Source organism: Amycolatopsis sp. NPDC039088 (assembly GCF_055598845.1).
Genome location: NZ_JBVKAE010000004.1, coordinates 116,477 through 140,265 on the forward strand (window position 1 = coordinate 116,477; position 23,789 = coordinate 140,265).

A 23,789-nucleotide genomic window follows, 5' to 3' on the forward strand; every position below is an offset into this window, starting at 1 on the left:
AAAACTCCCCTTCCCCCCCTCTGGGGCCGTTCCCGTCCCAAAACACCCCCCACGGCCCCTGTGGGGGGGGGGGAGCCCCCCTCCCTCCGGGGGGGGGGGGGGGGGGGCCCCCCCCCCCCGCTTCCCCCACGAGCCAGGCCCGCAGGTGACGAGTAGGTACCTAAGAGAGGGTTCGCTCTAACGACACTCATCACTCACGACCCCAGCGCCGGAACGCGGACGGTCAGAGGCTTTTGAACTGCACGTAGGTCGTCTGCTTGAAGGTGTTCTTCCCGCTTGGCGACGGCAGGCCGAGCAGGCGGTCGGCCACGGGTGCCAGCCGTCCGCAGCCGGTCGTGCGGGGGAGGGCGAGCTGCGTGTCGACGACGCCGAATTTCACCGTCTTCGGGTTCTGCGAGATCACCTCGAAGGGTACCGCGGGATCGTCCTTGACCACCGAGTGAAGCGGCGTGTCGAACGTCCCGAGCGTGCATCCCTTGGGCAGCAAGGGATGCCTCAGGACGGCGTACAGGTCCAGTTCGCCGCGGCGTTCGTCGTTCGACTGGAAATCCGAGTAGCCGCCGTACTTCAGCTGCATGCTCGCGCCGAAAGTGTCGTCGATCCTGGCGGGAGCGTGGCGCAGCTCGCCGAACACCTGCGCGTACTTCCCGTCCACTTCGCCCTCGGAGAACGTCAGCCGTATCTCCCCGAGTGCGATCTCCCGGTCACCGATGGTCAGGGCTCCTTGGGAGACAAAGGCTTCGCAGCGCCAGGTGCCCGGATCGGCGTTGGCGGGCGGGGCGGGGCAAGCGGAGAAGTCGAAGTCGGGCAAGGGGGACGGCGCCGCGGAGGCGGAGCCGGGCAGGACGATGAGGGCGGCGGCGGAAAGTGCGGCCGCGGCCGCTGCGAGAAGACGTCTCATGACCGGAAAGAGTGGTCTGCGCCGCTTGCGGCCACATCGGGGAAGACACCCAGGGGGATCCCGGAAATCGCCACGTTCGAGTGAACATTAACGGTGTTTACCCAGCTGACGCGAATCGTCTTCGGATTCGGTCTTGAAGGCCTGCGAAGCAGCGGGTGATCATCGGCCCATGTCCCCACTGTCGCGCCGCACGTTCCTCGGGTTCACCGCGCTCAACTCCGCCGCCGCTCTCGGGCTCACCACGATTTCCACCGCGCGGGCCGGCCAACCGGCTCCGGGCTTCTCGACGGCCGTGGTCGTCGGCACCGGTTACGGCGCCGCCGTCACCGCGCTCCGCCTCGGCGAAGCCGGGATTCCCACCGTCATGCTCGAAATGGGCAAGCTGTGGGCCGACCCCGGCCCTGACGGCAAGGTCTTCTGCGACATGCTCAAGCCGGACCGGCGGGCCATGTGGTTCAAGAACCGCACGCAGGCCCCGCTCGCGTCCTTCCTCTGGCTGGATCTGGCGAACCGGGACATCAAGCGGTACCCCGGTGTCCTCGACAGGGTGAACTACGGCGACATGTCCGTGTACGTCGGCCGAGGGGTCGGCGGCGGTTCGCTGGTCAACGGCGCGATGGCCGTGACGCCGAAGCGGTCGTACTTCGAGGAGATCCTGCCCGCCGTCGACGCCGACGAGATGTACGGGACCTACTTCCCCAGGGCGAACCGGGTGCTCGGGGTGAACGACATCGACCCGCGCTGGTTCGAAACCTGCCGTTCCTACCGCTACGCGAGGGTTTCCCGGAAGGCGGCGACGCGAGCGGGCCTCAAGACGGTGTTCGTGCCCAGTGTCTACGACTTCGAGTACATGAAACGGGAAGAAGCGGGCACGGTGCCGCGGTCGGCGCTCGCTTCGGAGGTCATCTACGGCAACAACCACGGCAAACGTTCCCTCGACAAGAGTTACCTCGCGGCCGCGCTGGGCACCGGGAACGTGACCATCAAGACACTGCATCAGGTGCGGGGGATAACCCGGCAGACTGACGGCACCTACGTCCTGACCGTGCACGAGACGTCCGAGAACGGCGCGGTCGTGGCGAGGAAACAACTCGGCGCGAAGTACCTCTTCCTCGGCGCCGGCAGCCTCGGCTCGACGGAACTGCTCCTGCGGGCGCGGGAAACCGGGACACTGCCCGAGCTGAACGAGGAGGTCGGCCGCGGCTGGGGGACCAACGGCAACGTGATGCTGGGCCGGGCCAACCACGCGTGGGACTTCGGCGGCTCGCTGCAGTCGGGGATGCCCGCGCTCGGCATCGACGCGTGGGACGACCCGGTGCACCCGGTCTTCGCCGAGATCGCGCCGGTGCCCGCCGGGGCCGAGACGTGGCTGAGCCTGTACCTGGCGATCACGAAGAACCCCGAACGCGGCCACTTCACCTACGACGCCGCCAGCGATTCCGCGCGACTGCGGTGGAGCACCGCGCAGGGGACGCCGTCGATCGTCGCGGCGAAGTCCTTGTTCGACAAGGTCAACCGGGCGAATCGCACGGTGTACCGGAGTGACCTGTTCGGGGATACGCGGTCGTTCGAGAACCGGTTCACCTATCACCCGCTGGGTGGGTTGGTGCTGGGGAAGGCCACGGACCTGTATGGCCGCGTGAAGGGCTACCGGAATCTCTACGTGACCGACGGGTCGCTGATTCCGGGCAGCACCGGGGTGAACCCGTTCGTGACGATCACCGCGCTGGCGGAGCGGAATGTGGAACGGGTGCTCCGGGAGGACGTGCGGCGTTAGCTAACCTTCCGCCCGCAACTTCTCGTAGTACGCGGCGCACTCCTCGTAACGCGGCAAAACCCCCTGCTCCAAGGCCTCTTTCAGGTTGGGCGCACCGGTGTCCTTTTCGGACAGGACGGGTTCGATGTCCCGCGGCCACGGCAGCGCGAGGTCGGCGTCCATCGGGTTGATGCCGTGCTCGGCCGCCGGGTTGTACGGCTCCGAGCAGAGGTACGTCATGACGGTGTCGTCTTCGAGTGCCATGAAGGCGTGGCCGAGGCCTTCGGCGATGTAGACCGATTTGTACTCGGAGCTGTCGAGCACCACGGACGTCCATTCGCCGAAGGTGGGCGAGCCTGTCCGGAGGTCGACGATGACGTCGAGCAGGGAACCGTTCGGGCAGTAGACGTATTTCGCCTGTCCCGGCGGGGTGTCCGCGAAGTGCACGCCACGAACGGCGCCGCGGCGGGAAACGCTCGTGTTGGTCTGTGCCAGGCGAAGCCGATGTCCGACCGCCTCGGTGAACGCCTCCTCTTGGAACGGTGCCACGAACAGGCCGCGGTGATCGGGGAAAACGCGCGGGGTGAACTCGAAGCAGTCGGAGATGCTGAGACGCCTGGCTTGCATGACCTCAATGCTAACGAGGGCCGACGTCGCCTTCCCAAACCGGATGGACGTCTTGGGAAACCTCTCCTGAGCTGCGGAAATCCGGGCCGGTTTGTGACATCAACCGCACCAGAGGGGCACACTGGTCCGGGGTCCTGTCACAATGATCTGACCGCTGCGTCCGCGGCCGTCGCCACACCCACGGCACCGATGGCCGATTGGACGCTTCGCCGACAGGCCGGCGCTACCGCGCTGGGCTGCCGTGTCGGAGGACGAGTTACCCCAGGTGGCCGGGCCATGCCCTTTCGACCTGCCATCTACCAGTTCCCCCGCTCGCAGTCCCAGGAGAATCCAGTGACTTACGCTCCAATCGAGACTTCGCCGTCCTTAGCCACGGCGGAAGCAATGACGGGATCCACCATGACCACGCCAGTGACCGACGCCGAGATCTTCGAAGGACACGAGGGCGGCAAGCTCTCCGTGGCCGCGACACGCCCGATCTCCTCGCCTCGTGACCTTTCGGTCGCGTACACGCCTGGGGTGGCGAAGGTGAGCCGGGCGATCGCCGAGGACGCGGCCAAGGCGAAGCGGTACACGTGGGCGGACAGGCTGGTCGTGGTGGTCAGCGACGGTACGGCGGTGCTCGGCCTCGGTGACATCGGCGCGAGCGCCTCGCTGCCGGTCATGGAGGGCAAGTCGGTCCTGTTCAAGACCTTCGGCGGGCTCGACTCGATCCCGCTGGTGCTCGACACCACCGACGTCGACGAGATCATCGAAACCCTGGTCCGGCTGCGCCCGTCGTACGGTGCGGTGAACCTGGAGGACATCTCGGCGCCGCGGTGCTTCGAGCTGGAGGACAGGCTCAAGGAGGCACTCGACTGCCCGGTCATGCACGACGACCAGCACGGCACGGCGATCGTCACGCTGGCCGCGCTGCGCGGGGCGAACCAGGTCCTCGGCAAGGACATCTCCGGCCAGCGCGTGGTCGTCTCCGGAGCGGGCGCGGCGGGTGTGGCCTGCGCCAGGATCCTGCAGAACGCCGGCGTCGCGGACGTCACCGTGCTCGACTCGCGCGGGATCATCCACGAAGGCCGCGATGGCCTGAACCCGATCAAGCGGAAGCTCGCCGAAACCACGAACACGGCCGGTCTGCGCGGCGGACTCGGTGAGGCGCTGAAGGGTGCCGACGTCTTCCTGGGCCTGTCCGGCGCGACCATCGACGAGACGCTGCTGGCCGGGATGGCCGACGACGCGATCGTCTTCGCGCTGTCCAACCCGGACCCGGAGGTTCACCCGGTCGCGGCGTCGCGGTACGCCAAGATCGTGGCGACCGGGCGCAGCGACTTCCCGAACCAGATCAACAACGTGCTGGCGTTCCCCGGCGTCTTCCGCGGCGCGCTGGACTCCGGCGCGCGGGCGATCACCGAGAACATGAAGCTGGCTGCGGCCGAAGCGATCTTCTCCGTCGCGCAGGACGACCTCGGCCCGGACCGCATCGTCCCGAGCCCGCTGGACCCGCGGGTCGCGCCCGAGGTGGCCGCCGCGGTCGCGAAGGCCGCCGAGGCCGACGGCGTGGTGTGACAGTCCCTTTCAGGGTCGCTCAAGTGCTATGAAAGGCCCCTTCATTGCAAAATTTGCAATGAAGGGGCCTTTCATATCGTGTGGGGGTTGCGCACGTCAGCCGGTTGGAACGGCCAGATCCGCGCCGGCGGTGAGCACGGATTCGGTCAGCTGCGCGTCGGGCGCGTGAATCGTGCAGAACACGGTGCGCACGCCGTGGTCCCAGGCGTCGCGTTCCGGCCTCAGGTAGCTCAGCTCGGCGTAGACACCGGCGGCTTCGAGCCGCGGACGGTCGACGTTCTTGGCCATGATCCGCTGGCAGTTGACCAGTGCCTCCGCTTTCAGGTTTTCGCCACTGGGCCAGGGGCCGTCCGCCGCGGTGAAGGCCCCGACGGTCTCGGTGCTGTGCGCGCTCCCGCACGCGGTGAGTTCGACGCTGGTGAAAGTGCCCTTGACCGTGGGTTGTTCGAAACAATCGCCCGGCTTCAGGGTGCATGCGTTGGCGTAGCCGGGTGGCGGGGTCGCGCAACTCGCGCCCGGTGGGCTCGCGCTGTAGTGGTGGGGGTTCCCCATGGTGTTCCCGAGCAGGGCGATCCAGCCGACGGCCCAGAATCCCGCCGCCGCGAGGCCGCCGATCGCCAGCCCCCGGCCCGGCCGCTTCCCCGGACCGGTCTGGGTGAGCGCGATGACGCCCACGACGATCGCGGGGAGCAACGGCAGTGCCAAGCATCCGGTCAGCCCCAGTACGAGCGCGGCGATCGCCAGGCCGCTGGTCCTGTGGTGGTGCGGCGACTGGCCGGGCGGGTAGGCGAACCCGTACGGCAGTGCCGGGCCCTGAGCTCCGTACGGTCCGTTCATGGGATCGAACCTAGGAAGGGCGCATGAAGTTCCGATGACACACCGGCCGGAGCGCCGGTGAGTTCGAGAACCGCGTCAGCCGAGCAGTTCTGTGAGCCGGTGCCGGGGCAGATCGATCAGCCGAGCGTCCGTCAGGTCAGACGGGACGTCGAGTGAGACGTTCGCGAGCCGCGCGTGTGCCCTGGTCAGCAGTTCGTTCTGGTGCTCGACGGCGTCCGCGACGACGATGGCGTGCCGGTTGTCCGGGGTGCTGCGCAGCAGTCGCAGCTGGTATTTCGCTCCGACCAGCCGGTTGAGCGCGCTCTGCGCTTCGGCGTTGGTCAGATCCGGATGCGAGTTCGGGACCAGCAGTGCGAGCCGCCGCGCGTTGGTGCCCAGCAGGGTCCGCAGCAGCCACGGGCCGGGGTCGGCCGAAAGGTCCATCGCGACCGCGTCGCCCTCCGGTCCGGAAACGGACCAGTCGACCGGCCGTGATTCCAGCGCCAGCCCGCCTTCGGTGGCGATCTCGTGCAGCTTGTCCAGCAACGACGGCTTGGCCGCCCCGGCGGACTCCACCGACTGCGGTCCGTGCGTGTAGATCGCGGACTTCCCTTTGCCGCCGCGGTTCTTCTTCGACTTCGCGGTCGGCTGGCAGACGTAAAGATCCGCCGCGCTCCCGATCGCCTGCGCGCCGAAGTACCGGTTGAAGCCCGGCAGGATCGCTTCGAAGGTCAGCCCGAGTGTCGCGAGCGCACGCTGCACCTGCGCGCCCAACGTGGGATGTCGGGGGCTGTACCCGTAAGCGAGCAGCAGCCGCCCGTCCGAAGGTTCGGCGAGCGCTTGAACCCCGCGCGCGGCGAACAGGCCCATTCCTTCGGGGGTGTAAGGCGGATCACTGAACACGAGATCCATCCGCCCGCTCACCGCGGGTGGCAAGCCGACCCGCAGATCCGTGTGCAGGGTGCGGATCGACCGCTCGCTGAGCTCGTCGATGTAGGCCAGCACCCGATCGTCGAGGTCGACGACGGTGAGGTCCGCGTCGGGCCGCAGCGCGCGCACGGCCAGTGAAGTGAGGTCATGGTCGCCGAGGAACAGCAGCTTCGCCGTGTCGAGGTCGTACTGCTCGTCCAGCCACAGCGCGCGCTTCAGCACGGTCTCCGGCGTCGCCTGCACGTGGTCGAGCGCGGCCAGCGGCGACGGCACGTTCTCGACGTAGCTGGTGATGGTCTTCAGCAGGTCGGGATCGGGTTTCCGGTCCCGCGCCTCGAAGCGCGCGTACTTCTCACGGGCGGCCGGGGCCAGCCGGAAACGGGCTTCGACCCGCTCGAGGTCGTCGCCGAGGGCGTTCAGGACGTCCTCGACACTCCGGCGTGGGGCGGTACTGATCCGGATCAGTTCGCCGAGGTCACGCCAATCCGTCCGGAGCAGGGAAATCACCTGATGGAGCGGTCGCACGTGGACACCGTGCGCAGCCAGGACGTCATCGACGGGAGAACTCACGGGCTCAGCCTAGTGACCCGATGCTTGAGACACCGTGCCAACAGGCAGGATCTGGGCTACGGTTTTTCGACCAGACATGGGGAGAGACACGTGACTATCGAGTTCCGTGGCGTGACCAAGCGGTATCCGGACGGGACGGTCGCGGTCGACGACCTGAACCTCACCGTGGAGGACGGCACCATCACCGTCTTCGTCGGGCCGTCCGGCTGTGGCAAGACCACGTCGCTCCGGATGATCAACCGGATGGTCGAGCCGACCTCGGGCACGGTACTGCTCGACGGCGAGGACGTCAGCGACGGCGACCCGGCCCTGTTGCGCCGCGGCATCGGCTACGTCATCCAGCACGCCGGTCTCTTTCCACATAGGACCGTCCTGGACAACATCGCCACCGTGCCGCTGTTGTCCGGCTGGGACAAGGGGAAGGCGCGCAAACGCGCGGCCGAACTCCTCGAAACCGTCGGCCTGCCCACGGAACTCGGCAAGCGGTACCCCGCCCAGCTTTCCGGCGGCCAGCAGCAGCGGGTCGGCGTCGCCAGGGCGCTCGCGGCGGACTCGCCGGTACTGCTGATGGACGAGCCGTTCTCCGCCGTCGACCCGGTCGTCCGCGAGGAACTGCAGGACGAGCTGCTGCGCCTGCAGTCACAGCTGGGAAAGACGATCGTGTTCGTCACCCACGACATCGACGAGGCCGTGCGGCTCGGCGACAAGATCGCGGTGCTCCGGGTCGGTGGTGTGCTCGCGCAATACGGCACGCCCTCGGAGGTGTTGCGGCACCCCGTCGACGACTTCGTCGCGTCGTTCGTCGGCAAGGACCGCGGCTACCGCGGGCTCTCCTTCCTTCCCGCGGAAGGCATCGTCGTCGAAGAGGTCAAGCGGGTCGAGGTCGGCAAGCCGGTCACGGGCACGGCCGACGAATGGCTGCTGGCGGTCAACGCCGACGGACAGCCGCGCGGCTGGCTCCGCCCCGAGTCCACTGTGGATGGTGAACTGACCGAAAAGGACCTGGTCGCCGGCGGCTCGCTGTACGTACAGGGAGCACCGATCCGCGGCGCGCTCGACGCGGCGCTGTCGTCGCCCGCGAGTCTCGGCGTCGTCGTCGATTCCGGTAACAAGGTCCTCGGTGTGGTCAGAGCCAAGCAGGTTCTCGAAGTGATCGAAGCGTTGCCACTGGGTTCCTGATGGGGGACTTCTTCGCGGAACTCGGCCGCTATCTCGGCAGTGCCAACAACCGCTCGCAGTTCTTCGGCGACCTGCTCGACCACATCTACCTTTCGCTGGTGCCGCTGGTACTGGGACTGGTGATCGCGGTGCTGGCCGGCTGGCTGGGGCACCGGTTCGCCGCGGCGCGGTCCGTGTTGCTGGTGGTGTCGAACCTGTTGTACACGATCCCGTCACTCGCGTTGTTCGTGGTGATCCCGGGCATCATCGGCTCGAAGATCCTCGACAGCGTCAACGTCATCGTCGCGCTCACCGTCTACACCGCCGCCCTGCTGGTGCGCCCGGTGCTGGACGCGCTCGACGCCGTCCCGCCGCATGTCGTCGCGGCGGCGACCGCGGTCGGCTACAAACCCGCGCGCCGGTTCCTCGCCGTGGAACTGCCGCTTTCGGTGCCGGTGCTCGCGGCGGGCGTCCGGGTGGCCTCGGTCAGCAACATCAGCCTGGTCAGCGTCGGCGCGCTGATCGGAACCGGCGGGCTCGGCGTGCTGTTCACCGACGGCTTCCAGCGCGAGTACTTCTCGCCGATCGTCGTCGGCATCGTCGCGACCCTGTTGCTCGCGCTGATCGTCGATCTGCTGCTGGTGCGGCTGCGTGATGTCCTCACACCCTGGAACCAGGTGGCGACCACGGCGGGGGCGAAATGATCGGCGACGTCGTGAACTGGTTCGGCGACCCGGCCCATTGGCAGGGCACCGACGGCGTTCTCAACCGGCTTCTCCAGCATCTCGGCTACACGGTGCTGGCCTTGGTCTTCGCGGTGGTGATCGCGATCCCGCTCGGGCTCTACGTCGGGCACACCGGCCGCGGCGCGGTGCTACTGGTGAGCGGCGGCAACGCCATCCGCGCCCTGCCGACGCTGGGGCTGGTGACCTTCCTGTTCCTGCTGATCACCGAAAGCGTGACCTCGACGATCATCGGCCTCGTGGTGCTCGCCATCCCGCCGATCCTCGCCGGGACGTACGCGGGGCTGCAGGCGACCGACCACGGCGTGGTCGACGCGGCGCAGGGCATCGGAATGACCGGCTGGCAACGATTGTGGAAGGTCGAGGTGCCCATCTCGCTGCCACTCGTGCTCGGCGGCGTACGGAACTCGGTGCTGCAGCTGGTGGCGACGGCGGCCGTCGCCGCGTATGTCGGGCTCGGTGGGCTCGGCCGGTTTCTGCTCGACGGTCTGGCCATTTTGGACTATCCACAGGTGGTCGCGGGCGCTGTCCTGACGACGTTGCTCGCCGTCGCGCTGGATCTTCTCCTGGCGGGCGTCCAGCGTGCGCTGGTGCCCAAGGGAGTTCGGTTGGCGCAGGCCACGAGCGGGAAGAAGGCGAAGGCATGAGGCGGACGGTGGCGGCACTGTTCGCCGGGATCGCTTTGCTGGCAACGGCTTGTGGTAATCCACTGGCGGGTGGTGCCGAAGGTGGCGCGACCGGCGACATCATCATCGGCGCGTCCGACGTCGGCGAAAGCCTGCTGCTGGCCCAGATCTACGCGGGCGCGCTGCGCAACGCGGGTGCGGAGAACGTCACCGTGCGCCCGCCGGTCGGCAGCCGCGAGGTCGTCGTCAAGGCGCTGCAGGACAAGTCGCTTTCGGTGGTTCCCGACTACAGCGGGAACCTGCTGCGCTACTTCGACAAGGAGACGCAGGCGACCACACCGCAGGACGTCTACGCGCAGCTGAAACGGAAACTGCCGCCCGGCTTCGAGGTGCTCGAACAGGCACCCGCCGAGGACAAGGACCTGCTGGTGGTGCGCAAGGAACTCGCCGATTCCGGGGTGAAGACGTTCTCCGATCTCGGCCCGCGCTGCAAGGACCTCGTCTTCGGCGGTCCCGGCCAGTGGAGCAGCCGATGGAAGGACAAGATCAAGACGCTCTACGGCTGCGAGTTCGCCGAGATCCGCACGACCGACACCGGCGGCCCGGTCACGGTCGCCGCGCTGAAGTCCGGCGACATCCAGGTCGCCGACCTGTTCAGCACGTCGTCCACGATCGCCGCGAACGGGTTCGTGCCGCTGGTGGACGACAAGAACATGTTCCCCGCGCAGAACATCGTGCCGCTGATCGCGAAGGGGACGTTGTCGCCGAAGGAGGTCGAGGCGCTGAACCGGGTCTCGGCGGTGCTCACCACCGATCAGCTGACCGAGCTGAACGTCCAGTTCAGCGAGGAGAAGCGCAACCCGCTCGACGTCGCCGAGGAGTTCCTGCGGCGGAACAACCTCCTCGCCCCCTCCTGAACGCGTAGTCGGCTAGAGGCGTTCGAAGGCGGGTGAGTAGCGGAACGCGCCCCGGAGACCTGGGTCGTACGCGCGGAGCGTGCGGACCTGGAAATGCGGCGCCCATTCCGCGACCGGCGGTGTGATCCCGTGCTGTTCGGCGAGTACGAAGCCGAACCGGGAGTAGTAGCGCGGGTCGCCGAGCAGGACCACGGCGCCGTAACCGAGCGCGTCGGCGGCACCCAGAACCGCGTGCACGAGCGCCGAGCCGATGCCGGAAGCGTGGTACTCCGGCAGCACGCCGAGCGGGCCGAGGCCGACGACCGACTTCGCGTCCTCGCCGAGCCACGCCGGGCTGCAGCAGACATGCCCGACGACTTCACCTTCGCGTTCGGCCACGATGGACAGTGCGCCGATCAGATCACCTTCTTCGCGGAGCTCGTCGACGAGCTTCGCTTCGACCACCGGGACACTGAGTTTCGCGAAAGCGGCCAGGTGGACGGCGTGGATCGCCTCGCGGTCGGCCGGGGTTTCCTGTCTGAGCAACATGCGGACGAGCATGCTCCATCCGAAGGTAGGATGGAAATCGATTTCCGCTCGGCGAGGTCGCGACTTTAGTAGGCGGCCATCCGTGTGTACTTTCACGCCGCTGCAACGACCGGTGGTCGGAAAAGCGACCACGAGATGTGCGGTTCCCTAATTCTTCGTGGGCCGTACGGGCGCAAAACGCGACTAAAGGCGGGGGCCGAACGGTGCCCGACCTGCGCTTCCAGCGCGTCCAATACCCCCGAGATGTCCGTAATGCAAGGTCTTCCTTGGGGTGAAAACGCGACTTAGTCTCAGCCTGCGCTCCTAAGTGGAACGCGCTTCACCTCTGAGTCACCCCAACGATCCGGCGGGCGCTTACGTCCGTGGGTCGACCCTGCCTGGGAGGAATATCTTGAACAATTCCCTGGGAACCTTGAAGAGACGTCTGCCCGCCTTCGGCGTCGCCGCGGCCGTCGCCGTGCTGACGGCACTCGGCGGCACCACCGTCGCTTCGGCCGCGGAGGGTTCGATCGTCAACGCCGACAGTGCGAAGGCGATCAAGGACAGCTACATCGTCGTGCTGAAGGACGGCTCGTCGGTCGAAGCCACGGCGAAGAGCCTGACGAACCGCCACGGCGGCACGGTCGAAAAGACCTTCGCGTCGTCGGTCCGCGGTTTTTCCGGCGCACTGACCGAAAAGCAGGCGAAGCGGCTCGCCGCAGACTCCGCGGTGGCTTACGTGGAGCAGAACCAGACCGTCTCGGCTTCGACGGATCAGCTGAACCCGCCGTCCTGGGGCCAGGACCGGGTCGACCAGCAGAGCCTTCCGCTGGACCAGAAGTACAGCTACAGCACCACGGCGTCCAACGTCACCGCGTACGTCGTCGACACCGGCATCCTCACCACGCACCCCGACTTCGGCGGACGCGCGACCCACGGCCGTGACACCGTCGACAACGACAACGACGCCACGGACTGCAACGGCCACGGCACCCACGTCGCCGGCACCATCGGCGGCACCGCGCACGGTCTGGCCAAGGGCGTCAAGCTCGTCGCCGTCCGCGTGCTGAACTGCTCCGGCTCCGGCACGACCGCCGGTGTCATCGCCGGTATCGACTGGGTCACCGCGAACGCCGTCAAGCCGGCCGTCGCGAACATGAGCCTCGGCGGCGGCGCTTCGGCGACCCTCGACCAGGCCGTCCAGCGGTCGATCGCGGCGGGCATCACCTACGGTGTCGCCGCCGGTAACGACAGTGGTGCCAACGCGTGCAACACCTCGCCCGCCCGTACGCCCGAGGCGATCACCGTCGGCTCGACGACGAACACGGACGCGCGGTCGAGCTTCTCCAACATCGGCACCTGCCTCGACATCTTCGCGCCGGGCAGCAACATCACGTCGACCTGGCTGAACAACGGCACCAACACCATCAGCGGCACCTCGATGGCGACCCCGCACGTCGTCGGCGCGGCGGCTCTGTACGCCTCGGCCAACCCGTCGGCGACGCCGGCTCAGGTCCGTGACGCGCTGGTCAACGCCGGCACCAAGGGCAAGGTGACCAACGCGGGCACCGGTTCGCCGAACGTGCTGCTCTACACCGGTACCGGCGGTGGCCCCGGCCCCGAGCCCACGCCTTGCGGCACGCAGACCAACAGCAGCCCCGTCGCCATCCCCGACGCGGGTGCCGCGGTGACCAGCACCGTCAGCGTCGCGAACTGTGCCCGCAACGCTTCGGGCACCACCAAGGTCGCGGTGAACATCACCCACACCTACGTCGGTGACCTGGTCATCGACCTGATCGCGCCGGACGGCACCTCGTACCGCCTCAAGGGTTCGAGCAACGACTCGTCCGACAACATCAACACCACGTACACCGTCAACGCCTCGGCCGAGGCCGCGAACGGCACCTGGACGCTGAAGGTCCAGGACGTGTACCAGGTCGACACCGGCACGCTCAACAGCTGGTCGCTCACCCTCTGATCCACCCCTGGAGTACGTGAAGGCCCCCTTCCTCCTGCTGGGAAGGGGGCCTTCCCGTATCCGGAGGGTGATTCGGCCCCCAGTTGCCGCGTTCGTCCTATCTGGACGGTCGCGAAGCCTTAATCTCTCCGCATGCAGCCAGGACCGCCATATCAGCAGGGGCCTCAGCAGCCGTACCCGCCGCAGGGATATCCGGGATACCCGCAACCCGGCTACGGCCCGCCGCCGAAGAAGTCCAACACCGGACTCATCGTTGGCCTCGTCATCGGCGCCGTCGTCCTTCTCGTCGGCGGCGGGGTCGCCGCGATCTTCCTGCTTTCCGGCGATTCGAGCTCGACGGCGTCCTCTTCGCCGACCTCGTCCAAGAAGACCGGGCCGCCGGACAAGTACTCCGCGATGCCCACCTGCCAGAAGATCGGGAGCGGGGTGAGGAACCTGCCGCCGCTCGAAACGCCGAAGGGCGAGGAACCGGCGAGCACGTCGAACTCCGACATCACCTACACCCGCTCGTTCTGCTCCTGGCGTGAACCCGACGCGCCTTCGGCGACGGTGGGGATGTACCTGTCGAAGTCGAAGGAGCCGGGTTCGGGCGCCGGCGAAGCCTGGGCGAAGGCGGGGCTGGAGAAGGCCGTGAACGACGGCGGCGTCCTCATCCCCAGCATGGCGAAGGCGACCAAAGCCGTCTACGCCAAGCTCGACTCGGCGAGCCAGTGCCAGATCAAGTTCTACCAGGGCAATGTCGAGGCGGAGATCATCGTGACCGGCCCCAATCCATCCGGGACGGTCAACCAGACGGTGTGCAAGGAGAACGCCCTGAAGGTCGCGAAGGCGACCTCCGAGGCGATCGGTTAGCCGAATGTGAGCGTGGTCGCCACTGCCTGAGCGGGACAAGGGGGTCGTGAGTGGCTAGAGCGAACCCTCTGGTGCGCCTGGGGCGACCGTGGCGTTTACCGAGTCCGTGAAGGACTCCTTGAGGGACTCTGGGTCCCTCAAGGAGTCCTTCACGGACCGCTGCTACCCGCTGGTGTCCTTTGTGGACGCCGGGGTAGGTCGGGCGTCGCGACCTTATGTTGCTGACCTGTAGGTAAAGGGACCTTCACAGCAGCGAGCTGGGTCGCGAAGGCGACTTCCGAGGCCATCGGTTAGCCGATTTCCGCGACCTGGACCTGTCCGGTCGGCCCGTCACCGAACGGGTTCTCCCAGCCGTGCCATTCGGCGGCGAGGACGTAGAGCGAACGCCCGTCCTCGCCGCCGACCGCGCAGGCGAAGCAGCCTCGGTCGGTTTCGACCTTCTGAAGCACTTCGCCACCTTCGCGGACACGGACGCAGTACTTGCCCGCCACGTCGGCGTACCAGACTGCGCCTTCGGCATCGAGGCAGATGCCGTCCGGGTGATCACCGCCGAGATCGGCCCACACGCGCCGTCCGGACAGCGAACCGTCCTCGGCGATGTCGAAGGCGGTGAGCCGGTTGCCGTACGACTCGGCGACGATCAGCGTCTTGTCGTCGGGTGTGACGACCATGCCGTTGCCGAACAGGATCCCGTCGGCGACCTGGCGTGCTTCGCCCTCGGGAGTGACTACGGCGATGACGCCGGGCTGCTGCAGGTCGCTGGAGCCGTTGACGTAGGCGTTGCCGTGGCTGTCGACGACGACTTCATTCCACAGAGAGGCGACGGGCGAGAGATCGGCGTAGGTGCTCAGGTCCGCGTTGAGCAGCTTGGCGTTCGGGCCGTCGACGATGAGAAGGCGACCGTCGGGGAGCCAGTCGATCGTGATCGGCATCATGGTCGGCACGGTCGCGATCACTTCGCTTTCGCCGTCGGGCGTGACGGCGAGGATCTGGCCGGTTCCCCAGTTCGCGAGCCACAGGCGGCCGTCGTGCCAGCGGGCGGATTCGGGGAGCTTGAGGCCGTCGAGCAGCGTCTTCATGGTGTCTCCTTCGGTTCGTTTACCCCTACACGAACGGGACCCACCGGATTCGACACCTCAAGTACATGAAGGCCCCCTTCCTTGCGCCAGGCGCAAGGAAGGGGGCCTTCATGTACTGCTCAGGCGATCAGTCGAAAGCCCGCGCGATCAGCGCCTTCTGCTCGACCTCGTGCACCTTGGACGAACCGGCCGACGGTGCCGCCATCGGGCGCCGCGAAACGACGTCCAGGCTGGAGAACACCTCCGGGAGCTTCCGCGGCAGGTTCAGGCCGAAGAACGGCCACGCACCCTGGTTCTCCGGCTCCTCCTGGACCCAGACCGCGGGCGCGCCGTTGTAGCGCTCGAGCGCCGCCACCAGCTTCTTCTTCGGCAGCGGGTAGTACTGCTCGACGCGCACGATCGCGATGTCGTTCGCCTCGCGCTTCGTCCGCTCGGCCACCAGTTCCCAGTACAGCTTGCCCGACGTCAGCAGGACCTTGCGCACCTTCGACGGGTCGACGACGGCGTCGTCGATGACCGACATGAACTTCGACTGGCCGGTGAAGTCCTCGACCGCCGAAGTCGCCGCCTTGTTGCGCAGCATGGACTTGGGGGTGAAGACCACCAGCGGCCGGTTGACTCCGTCGAGGGCGTGGCGGCGGAGCAGGTGGAAGTAGTTCGCCGGGGTCGACGGCACCGCGACGGTCATCGAGCCCTCCGCGCACAGCGAGAGGAAACGCTCGATGCGGCCGGAGGTGTGGTCCGGGCCCTGGCCTTCGTGGCCGTGCGGCAGCAGCAGCACGACGTCCGACAGCTGGCCCCACTTGGCCTCACCGGAGGAGATGTACTCGTCGATGACGGTCTGCGCGCCGTTGACGAAGTCACCGAACTGCGCTTCCCACATGACCAGCGCTTCGGAGTTGGCCACGGAGTAGCCGTACTCGAAGCCGACCGCCGCGTACTCGGACAGCGCCGAGTCGTAGATCATCACGCGGCCCTGGCCGTCGGCCAGGCTCGCCAGCGGCGAGTACTCCTGGCCGTTCTTGCGGTCGATCAGGACCGAGTGGCGCTGGGTGAAGGTGCCGCGGCGGGAGTCCTGGCCGGACAGCCGCACCAGGCGGCCTTCCATGGCCAGCGAACCGAACGCGAGCAGCTCGCCGAACGCCCAGTCGATGCCACCTTCGCGGGACATCTTGTGGCGGCGCTCCATGACCGGCTTGACCCGCGGGTGCGGGGTGAAGCCTTCGGGCACGTTGAGGAACGCGTCGCCGATGCGCTCGATGACCTCGGTGGTGGTCGCCGTGGGCACCTTGGCCGGGACCTGCTGCTCCTCCTCGACCGAGGGGCTGGCCTTCGCCGGGTGCTTCTCCAGCTCACGGACCTCGTTGAACACGTGCTCCAGCTGGCTGGAGAAGTCGCGCAACGCGGCCTCGGCCTCTTCGACGGAGATGTCGCCGCGGCCGATCAGCGATTCGGTGTAGGTCTTCCGGACCGAACGCTTAGTGTCGATGATGTCGTACATCGCAGGCTGGGTCATCGAGGGGTCGTCACCCTCGTTGTGGCCGCGGCGGCGGTAGCAGATCAGGTCGATCACGACGTCCTTGTGGAACGCCTGGCGGTAGTCGACGGCCAGCTTGGCCACCCAGTGCGCGGCCTCGGGGTCGTCGCCGTTCACGTGGAAGATCGGCGAACCGATCATCTTCGCGACGTCGGTGGCGTACTGGCTCGACCGCGAGTGCTCGGGCGCGGTGGTGAAGCCGACCTGGTTGTTGACGATGACGTGCACGGTGCCGCCGGTGCGGTAACCGCGCAGCAGCGCCAGGTTCAGCGTCTCGGCGACGACACCCTGGCCGGCGAAGGCCGCGTCGCCGTGCATCAGGACCGGGAGGACGGTGAAGCCCTCGCCACCCTTGTCGAGGATGTCCTGCTTCGCACGGACGATGCCCTCGAGGACCGGGTCGACGGTCTCCAGGTGCGACGGGTTCGCGGTCAGCGACACCTTGGTCTCGCCGTCGCCGAACATGCGGAAGTACTTGCCCTCGGCGCCGAGGTGGTACTTCACGTCACCGGAGCCGTGCGCCTGTCCCGGGTCGAGGTTGCCCTCGAACTCCTGGAAGATCTGCGCGATCGGCTTGCCGACGATGTTCGCGAGCACGTTCAGGCGGCCGCGGTGCGGCATACCGATGACGACCTCGTCGAGCTCGTGCTCGGCGGCCTTGTCCAGCAGCGTGTCCAGCAGCGGGATCGCGGTCTCGCCGCCTTCGAGGGAGAACCGCTTCTGGCCGACGTACTTGGTCTGCAGGAACGTCTCGAACGCCTCGGCGGCGTTGAGCTTCGAGAGCACGTACTTCTGGACGGCGGGGTCCGGCTTCTCGTGCGGGATCTCGACGCGGTCCTGGATCCAGCGGCGCTCTTCGGGGTCGAGGATGTGCGTGTACTCGATGCCGACGGTGCGGCAGTAGGAGTTGCGCAGCACCCCGAGGATGTCCCGCAGCTTCATCCGCTCCTGGCCGGCGAAGCCGCCGACCGGGAACTCGCGGTCCAGGTCCCACAGGGTCAGGCCGTGGGAGAGGACGTCGAGGTCGGCATGGCTGCGCTGCCGGTAGTTCAGCGGGTCGGTGTCGGCCATCAGGTGACCGCGCATGCGGAAGGCGTCGATCAGCTCGATCACGCGCGCGGTTTTGTCGACCGGGCCGTCCGGGATGTCGGCGACCCAGCGGATCGGCTCGTACGGCAGGCGCAGGCTGGTGAAGACGTCGTCGTAGAAGCCGTCTTCGCCGAGCAGCAGCTCGTGGATGCGCTTGAGGAACTCGCCGGACTCCGCGCCCTGGATGATGCGGTGGTCATAGGTCGAGGTCAGTGTCATGATCTTCGACACGCCGAGGTCGACCAGTGCCTTTTCGCTGGTGCCCTCGAAGTGCGCCGGGTACTGCATGGCGCCGACGCCGATGATCGCGCCCTGGCCTGCCTGCAACCGCGGCACCGAGTGGTTGGTGCCGATACCGCCGGGGTTGGTCAGCGAGATCGTGGTGCCGGCGAAGTCGTCGGCGGTCAGCTTGCCGTTGCGGGCCTTCTTGACGATGTCCTCGTAGGCCTGCCAGAACTGCATGAAGGTCATGTTCTCGGTGGCCTTGATGGAGGCCACGACGAGCGTGCGGGAGCCTTCCTTGCCCTTCATGTCGATCGCGAGACCGAAGTTCACGTGCTCCGGCGTGATCGCGAACGGCTTCCCGTCGATCAGCTGGTAGTGCCGGTTCATGTTCGGGAAGTTCTTCAGCGCACGGACCATCGCGTAACCGATGAGATGCGTGAAGGAGATCTTTCCGCCGCGCGTGCGCTTGAGGTGGTTGTTGATGACGATGCGGTTGTCGGCCATCAGCTTCGCCGGGACGGCGCGCACACTGGTGGCCGTCGGCACGGACAGCGACGCGTCCATGTTCTTCGCGATCGCCGCGGCCGCGCCACGGAGCTGCTTGGACTCCGGCTCGGCGTCCTTCTCGACCGGCTTGGCGGGAGCCTTCGCCGGCGCCTTCGCGGGGGCCGCCTTGGGCGCGGCCGCCTTCGCTTCGGTCTTCGGAGCCGGCTTCGCGGGCGCGGCCTCCTTTGTCTCCGTCTTCGGAGCGGTCTGCTTCGCGGTGGACTCGGCGTTGCGGACCGTCTGCGGCGACGGCGTGGAGGCCTGGCCGTTGGTGCCCGGGCCATCCTTGACGGTCTGACGTGCGTCGTCAGCCTTCGTCTGCGCGGCCTGCGTTGGCTTGAAGTCCGCGAAGAAGTCGTGCCAGGCGGCATCGACTGAGGTGGGGTCGGCGAGGAACTGGTCGTACATTTCCTCGACGACCCACTCGTTGGGGCCGAATTGTGACGCAGGGCTGCTGCTGGACACGGCTTGGACTCGCCTCTATCCGTCTCGAGATCTTGAACACCGCTGATGCGCCTACCAGGCTAACCCCCTCGGTGGCGGCCGTGTGATGGAACTGGCCTGTGTGAGGCGTGGCGCACTAGGTGATGGGTCACTGTCTCGATCAAGAGATCGAAAATGAGTCACCCCCGGACGGGGGTCGCGGCCACCCGGGGGAGCGGGGGACCTTTGGTGTCGCCGCCGCCGTCTGTGCAGGTCAGATCACTGTTTCGTCCGGAAAGCTTGGCGAAATCGTCGCCGGAGGACAGCCTGGAGTTCACGTCGGCGGGCTTTGCTGGGTGGAGGATGCGGCCGGTGTCGGGCCGGCCGCCGGTCGCCCGCGAGGTGGTGGCAGACGATGTGGCTGGACGAGTGTCCGTCGTTCTGGGACGAGGGGCGCGTGCGCCCGTTGGTCACCGAATCCGGCAAGGTCGTGCTGATGTGCGACTCGTGCTGCGCGGTGTGGCCGACGCTCTCCGATTTCGAGGAGATGGAGCACGTCGAGCCCGACGAGCCGGACTGGGCCGTGACAGCCGGGGTGCACGTCCGGCCGGGAACCTTCCGGTGGGCTTCGGCGCGGGACCTGGAGGCCGCCGGGATGAGCGGCCTCGCCTGGCGGTCTTAAGCGGCGTACGGACGCTCCGGGGGTAGCAGCGCTTCGGCCTCGTCGATGCGGTTCGCGGCGACGAGCGCGCCGATGTCGCGCATGGCCGGGGTGACGTCGGTGACCGCGGGGATCCATTTGTCGACATAGCGATCGACGGCCTCGCCGCTCAGCCCCATCTGGAGCGAGCGGTGCTTCAGCGGGCCGAGGCGGATGTCGCGTTCCGGGTCCCACTGGACGCGGACCGGGCTGGCCTTGAGCGCCCGCGATACCCCGCATTTAGAGGACTAAATGCGGGGTAAGCCAACCGTGTCGTCCGCTCAGGTACGCGAAAGTACCGACTCCGGCACGTCGATCGGAAGCACGTTCCTTAGCCCAGGGACCACAGGCGCGCGTAGTGCCCACCGGCAGCCACCAGTTCGGTGTGCGTGCCCTGTTCGACGATCCGGCCGTGGTCCAGCACCACGATCCGGTCGGCTTTGGCGGCGGTGGCGAGGCGGTGCGCGACGACGAACGTCGTGCGACGGCGCGCGAGTTGTTCCGTCGCGCGCAGGACGGCGGCTTCGGTGGACGGGTCGAGGGCCGCGGTCGCCTCGTCGAGCAGGAGGACGTCCGGGTCGACGAGTTCGGCGCGGGCGAGGGCGACGAGTTGCCGCTGCCCGGCCGAAAGCGACCGTCCGCGTTCACCGACGGGCTGGTGGAAACCAGCGGGGAGAGCGGCGACGCCGTCGAGCGCGCCGACGGACCGGACCGCTTCCTCGACCTCCGCGTCCGTCGCGGAAGGCTTGCCGTAGCGCACGTTGTCCGCGACGGTTCCCGAGAACAGATGCGCTTCCTGCGGCACCACGCCCATCCGCGCCCGCAGCGCGGCCAGGTCGTATTCGCGGATGTCGGTTCCGTCGATCCGGACCACGCCGCCTGTCGCGTCGTAGAACCGGGCGACGAGCTTCACCGCCGTCGACTTCCCGGCGCCCGTCGCCCCGACCAAGGCGACGGTCTCGCCTGCCGAAACCTCCAGCGAAAGCCCCGTCAGTGCGGGCTCGTCCGACGCGGTGTAAGCGAAATCGACGTCCTTGAAGGAAACCTCGCCCCGCAGCCGCTCCGGGACCGCGACCGGATTCTCCGCTTCGGGAACGGAAGTCGGCGTACGCAACAGATCGCCGATGCGGGACAGGCCGACCCTCGCCTGCTGATAGCCGTCGAAGACCGACGACAGCTGCTGGATCGGCGAGAAGAACTGGCCCAGGTACAACAGGAACGCCACCAGCACACCGGCCGACAGGGTGCCCGTCGCGACCCGGTTCGCGCCGACGATCAGCACGACGACCTCGGCGAGTCCGGAAAGCATTGCCGCGAAAGGGAAGTACGTCGCGACATAGCGCTGCGCGCGTAGCCGTGAACGCCGGTACTCGTCACTGCGGGAGGCGAACTTCTCCGCCGTCCGCTCTTCGCGTGTGTACGCCTGCGCGACCCGCAGCCCGCTGACGTTCTCCTGCATGTCCGCGTTCACCACGCTGACGCGTTCCCGCGCTTCGGTGTACGCCTTCGAGGACGCGCGGCGGAAGATCACCGTCGCCACGATGAGGATGGGGAGCACCGCGAGCGCGTACGCCGCCAGTCCGATGTCGGTGATCATCAGCGCCGCCGCGATACCGACCAGCGTCAGCGCGCTCACCACGGCCTGTGCGACGCCGGTCTGCAAGAACGTCGAGAGCGCGTCGACGTCGGTCGTCATCCGGGTCATGATCTTCCCGGACAGTTCGCGTTCGTAGAAGTCGAGCCCCAGCCGTTGCAGATGGGCGTAACTGCGTACGCGCAGCGAATACAGCACCGTCTCGCCGACCCGCGCTGTCATCCTGGTCTGGAGGTAGACCACCAACCAGTCCGCGAGGATCACCAGCGCGCCGATCCCGGCGGCCAGCCAGATCGCCGCCTCCACCCCGGCGCGCACGCCGTTGTCGATGCCGTGCTGGTACAGCGCGGGCATCGCGATGGTGGCCAGCGCGTCGGCGGCGACCAGCCCGATCACCACGGCGAGCGGGCCCCGCACCGGTTTCAGCAGACGGCCGAGGCGGAACCTCGGTTCGGGTGCGGTGACGTCCGTGCCCGGCAGCCGCGGGGTGTCCGTGGCGGGCGGCAGTTTCCGGACGCCTTCGAGGAGTTCGCCGCTCGGTGGGAGGTCGACCTCCCACTCGCCGCCGGTGCCCTTCCGCCGCTCGCCCGCCAGTTCGTCGGCGTCTTCCTGATGCGGCCACAGGGTGGGGGTGATCCCCGCGGGGCCGCAATCGAGGCCTTCACAGCGATGCGGTTCCTCGACGTCGTCGCCCGGACCCGCGACGAGTTCGCGGAACAGCGGGCAACGCGCCAGCAGTTCCTCTTCGGTGCCGACATCGACGACCCGGCCCTTGTCCAGGACGGCGATCCGGTCGGCGAGGGCGAGGGTGGAGCGGCGGTGCGCGATCAACAGGGTCGTCCGGCTCGCGGTGACGGAACGCAGCGTGTCGTAAATCGCCGCTTCGGTGACCGTGTCGATGGCCGAGGTCGCGTCGTCGAGGACCAGCACGCGCGGATCGGTCATCAACGCCCTGGCCAGGCCGAGCCGCTGTCGCTGGCCGCCGGACAAGGTGAGGCCGCGCTCGCCGACGAGGGTGTCGTAACCGTCGGGGAGCCGCTGGATGAACTCGTCCGCTTCCGCCGCCCGCGCGGCGGCCCTGATCTCTTCGTCGCTCGCGTCCGGCCTGCCGTAGGCGATGTTGTCGCGCACCGAGGAGGAGAACAGGAACGCCTCCTCGAAGACCACGCCGATGACACTGCGCAGGTCGTGTTGGCGAACGTCGCGGACGTCGAGGTCGCCGACCTGGACCGAACCGCTGTGCACGTCGTAGAACCGGGGCAGCAGCAGCGAAATCGTCGACTTCCCCGAACCGGCCGTGCCGACCAGGGCGAGCGTCTCACCCGGCCGGGCCTCCAGTGTGAGGCCGTCGAGGACGGGATCCGACCGCGTGTAGCCGAAGGAGACATCCTCCAGCCGGACGCCGAGCGGGCCGTCGGGCAGCGGCCGCGCGTCCGGGCTGTCGACGACGTCCGGCTGGGCGTCGATCAGTTCGTTGACCCGTTCCGCTCCGGCCCGGGTCAGCTGGGCTTGGACGACGAGGCTCGAGATCATCCTGGCCGGGCCGATCAGGATGGAGAGGTAGGTCGCGAAGGCCAGGAAGGTGCCCAGGCTGACCTCGCCCTTCAGCGCGAGAACGCCACCGACCGCCAGCACCGCGACCTGACCGGCGGCGGGCAGCGCGGCTGTCGTGGCCGTCGGCAGGGAGGACAGCCGTGCCGCGCGCATGCGTTCGGCGAAAAGCTTCTTCGCCGTGTTTTCCAGCTTCGCGACTTCGCGTGCCTCCTGGCCGAAGCCCTTCACCACACGGACGCCGGTGACGGTCTCCTCGACCTGCTGTGCGACATCGGCCGCGCGTTGCTGCGCCGCCCACGTCGCGGGGAACAGCCGCTTCCGGCTCACCGCCATGATGATCGCGATCGCCGGGGCGACCACCATCGCGATCAGGGTCAGCGTCGGGGACATCCACAGCATCGCGCCCAGTGACAGCAGCGCGAAGATCACCGATCCCGCCGAGAGCGGCACCTGCATCAGGACCGACGTGACCAGCTGCAGATCCGAGATCGCGCGCGAGGCGACCTGGCCGGTGCGCAACGCGTCCTGCTTGCCGCCGTCGAGCCGGGAGACCGCGTTGAACACCTGGCGGCGCAGATCGTGCTGGACGTCGAGAGCCAGCCGCCCGCCGACGTACCGGCGGGCGAAGGCGTTGCCGAAGGTCAGCACCTGCAGCACCGCCATCACGGCGGCGAGCAGACCGAGACGGGAGGTTTCGCCAGCGACGGCGTCGTCGAGCGCTTCGCGGATCAACAGCGGAGCCGCGGCCTGCAACCCGACGCCGATGATCGCCGCGCCCAGCGACAGTACGACCAGCCAGGGGTGTTTCCAGCACGAAGCGGCCAGCCGTCGGATCCAGCCTCCGGTGGGCACCGGGGCCGTCTCACGAGCCGGACTGGCTTGACGCGGGCGAGGTGGAGCAGTAGTCACCCCGCCAGCCTAGGTGGCCCCACCGACAACTCCTGCCGGGTTTCCGGAGGTGACCACGTCGGCCGGGGAGGTGACCCACGTCGACGCCACCGAACGGTCTCCCCAAGGGCGCCCCGCGCCCGACGGAGACTTCACCCGTCGCGCGCCCTCTTTTGGGCCGAAGGCACCCGGAAACGTGATGAAGGGGCGCCT

Annotated in this window: 17 protein-coding genes and 1 pseudogene; 9 read left to right on the forward strand and 9 right to left on the reverse strand. The window is 67.9% G+C overall.

What is annotated here, in order from left to right:
• Nucleotides 1–223: 223 nt before the first annotated feature.
• Nucleotides 224–901: a hypothetical protein gene (locus ACZ7KI_RS06970; RefSeq protein ID WP_470272263.1), complete on the reverse strand. Its 678-nt coding sequence runs from the start codon at nt 899–901 to the stop codon at nt 224–226.
• A gap of 169 nt (nt 902–1,070) precedes the next feature.
• On the opposite strand from ACZ7KI_RS06970, the gene ACZ7KI_RS06975 reads away from it, so the two are divergent.
• Nucleotides 1,071–2,678, forward strand: coding sequence for a GMC oxidoreductase (locus ACZ7KI_RS06975; protein WP_470272264.1), 1,608 nt, complete (start codon nt 1,071–1,073; stop codon nt 2,676–2,678).
• Here the strand turns inward: ACZ7KI_RS06975 and rfbC are convergent, their stop codons facing one another.
• Nucleotides 2,679–3,284: a dTDP-4-dehydrorhamnose 3,5-epimerase gene (gene rfbC, locus ACZ7KI_RS06980; protein ID WP_470272265.1), complete on the reverse strand. Its 606-nt coding sequence runs from the start codon at nt 3,282–3,284 to the stop codon at nt 2,679–2,681.
• A 399-nt stretch (nt 3,285–3,683) separates the two neighbouring features.
• Between rfbC and ACZ7KI_RS06985 the strand changes: the two genes are divergently transcribed.
• Nucleotides 3,684–4,844: an NAD(P)-dependent malic enzyme gene (locus tag ACZ7KI_RS06985; RefSeq protein ID WP_470272266.1), complete on the forward strand. Its 1,161-nt coding sequence runs from the start codon at nt 3,684–3,686 to the stop codon at nt 4,842–4,844.
• Nucleotides 4,845–4,940: 96 nt separating this feature from the next.
• On the opposite strand, the gene ACZ7KI_RS06990 is transcribed toward ACZ7KI_RS06985, so the two are convergent.
• Complete coding sequence (locus ACZ7KI_RS06990) at nt 4,941–5,681, reverse strand: DUF4190 domain-containing protein (RefSeq protein WP_470272267.1); 741 nt, start codon at nt 5,679–5,681, stop codon at nt 4,941–4,943.
• A 75-nt stretch (nt 5,682–5,756) separates the two neighbouring features.
• Nucleotides 5,757–7,160: a bis-aminopropyl spermidine synthase family protein gene (locus ACZ7KI_RS06995; RefSeq protein WP_470272268.1), complete on the reverse strand. Its 1,404-nt coding sequence runs from the start codon at nt 7,158–7,160 to the stop codon at nt 5,757–5,759.
• Between the two features lie 90 nt (nt 7,161–7,250).
• Here ACZ7KI_RS06995 and ACZ7KI_RS07000 point away from each other — a divergent pair, with 90 nt between their 5' ends.
• The 4 genes from ACZ7KI_RS07000 to ACZ7KI_RS07015 are packed head-to-tail and all read left to right on the forward strand — an operon-like array spanning nt 7,251 to nt 10,604.
• Nucleotides 7,251–8,339, forward strand: a complete 1,089-nt coding sequence (locus ACZ7KI_RS07000) for an ABC transporter ATP-binding protein (RefSeq protein WP_470272269.1) — start codon at nt 7,251–7,253, stop codon at nt 8,337–8,339.
• Entirely contained in the window at nt 8,339–9,022 is a 684-nt protein-coding gene (locus ACZ7KI_RS07005) for an ABC transporter permease (protein ID WP_470272270.1), read from the forward strand. Before ACZ7KI_RS07000 ends, ACZ7KI_RS07005 begins: the two co-directional genes overlap by 1 nt.
• Nucleotides 9,019–9,708 carry an ABC transporter permease gene (locus ACZ7KI_RS07010; protein ID WP_470272271.1) on the forward strand — a complete coding sequence of 230 codons (690 nt, stop codon included), beginning with the start codon at nt 9,019–9,021 and terminating at the stop codon, nt 9,706–9,708. Before ACZ7KI_RS07005 ends, ACZ7KI_RS07010 begins: the two co-directional genes overlap by 4 nt.
• A complete protein-coding gene (locus ACZ7KI_RS07015) occupies nt 9,705–10,604 on the forward strand; it encodes an ABC transporter substrate-binding protein (RefSeq protein WP_470272272.1) in 900 nt (299 codons plus the stop codon). The genes ACZ7KI_RS07010 and ACZ7KI_RS07015 overlap by 4 nt, the downstream gene beginning before the upstream one ends.
• Nucleotides 10,605–10,616: 12 nt before the next feature.
• On the opposite strand, the gene ACZ7KI_RS07020 is transcribed toward ACZ7KI_RS07015, so the two are convergent.
• Complete coding sequence (locus tag ACZ7KI_RS07020) at nt 10,617–11,132, reverse strand: GNAT family N-acetyltransferase (RefSeq protein ID WP_470272273.1); 516 nt, start codon at nt 11,130–11,132, stop codon at nt 10,617–10,619.
• A 391-nt stretch (nt 11,133–11,523) separates the two neighbouring features.
• Here ACZ7KI_RS07020 and ACZ7KI_RS07025 point away from each other — a divergent pair, with 391 nt between their 5' ends.
• Both ACZ7KI_RS07025 and ACZ7KI_RS07030 read left to right on the forward strand, forming a co-directional pair.
• The gene (locus tag ACZ7KI_RS07025) at nt 11,524–13,089 is read left to right on the forward strand and encodes a S8 family peptidase (protein WP_470272274.1); all 1,566 of its coding nucleotides are present in this window, start codon (nt 11,524–11,526) and stop codon (nt 13,087–13,089) included.
• 132 nt (nt 13,090–13,221) lie between these two features.
• A complete protein-coding gene (locus ACZ7KI_RS07030) occupies nt 13,222–13,941 on the forward strand; it encodes a hypothetical protein (protein ID WP_470272275.1) in 720 nt (239 codons plus the stop codon).
• 290 nt (nt 13,942–14,231) lie between these two features.
• On the opposite strand, the gene ACZ7KI_RS07035 is transcribed toward ACZ7KI_RS07030, so the two are convergent.
• Nucleotides 14,232–15,020 carry an SMP-30/gluconolactonase/LRE family protein gene (locus tag ACZ7KI_RS07035; RefSeq protein WP_470272276.1) on the reverse strand — a complete coding sequence of 263 codons (789 nt, stop codon included), beginning with the start codon at nt 15,018–15,020 and terminating at the stop codon, nt 14,232–14,234.
• A 127-nt stretch (nt 15,021–15,147) separates the two neighbouring features.
• Complete coding sequence (locus ACZ7KI_RS07040; RefSeq protein ID WP_470272277.1) at nt 15,148–18,882, reverse strand: multifunctional oxoglutarate decarboxylase/oxoglutarate dehydrogenase thiamine pyrophosphate-binding subunit/dihydrolipoyllysine-residue succinyltransferase subunit; 3,735 nt, start codon at nt 18,880–18,882, stop codon at nt 15,148–15,150.
• 373 nt (nt 18,883–19,255) lie between these two features.
• On the opposite strand from ACZ7KI_RS07040, the gene ACZ7KI_RS07045 reads away from it, so the two are divergent.
• Entirely contained in the window at nt 19,256–19,522 is a 267-nt protein-coding gene (locus ACZ7KI_RS07045; protein ID WP_470272278.1) for a hypothetical protein, read from the forward strand.
• Here ACZ7KI_RS07045 and ACZ7KI_RS07050 read toward each other — a convergent pair.
• Nucleotides 19,519–19,758, reverse strand: a pseudogene (locus tag ACZ7KI_RS07050) (DUF4291 family protein); the annotation flags it as partial. The gene ACZ7KI_RS07045 and the pseudogene ACZ7KI_RS07050 overlap by 4 nt on opposite strands.
• Before the next feature lie 113 nt (nt 19,759–19,871).
• Entirely contained in the window at nt 19,872–23,597 is a 3,726-nt protein-coding gene (locus ACZ7KI_RS07055; protein WP_470272279.1) for an ABC transporter ATP-binding protein, read from the reverse strand.
• Between the last annotated feature and the right edge of the window lie 192 nt (nt 23,598–23,789).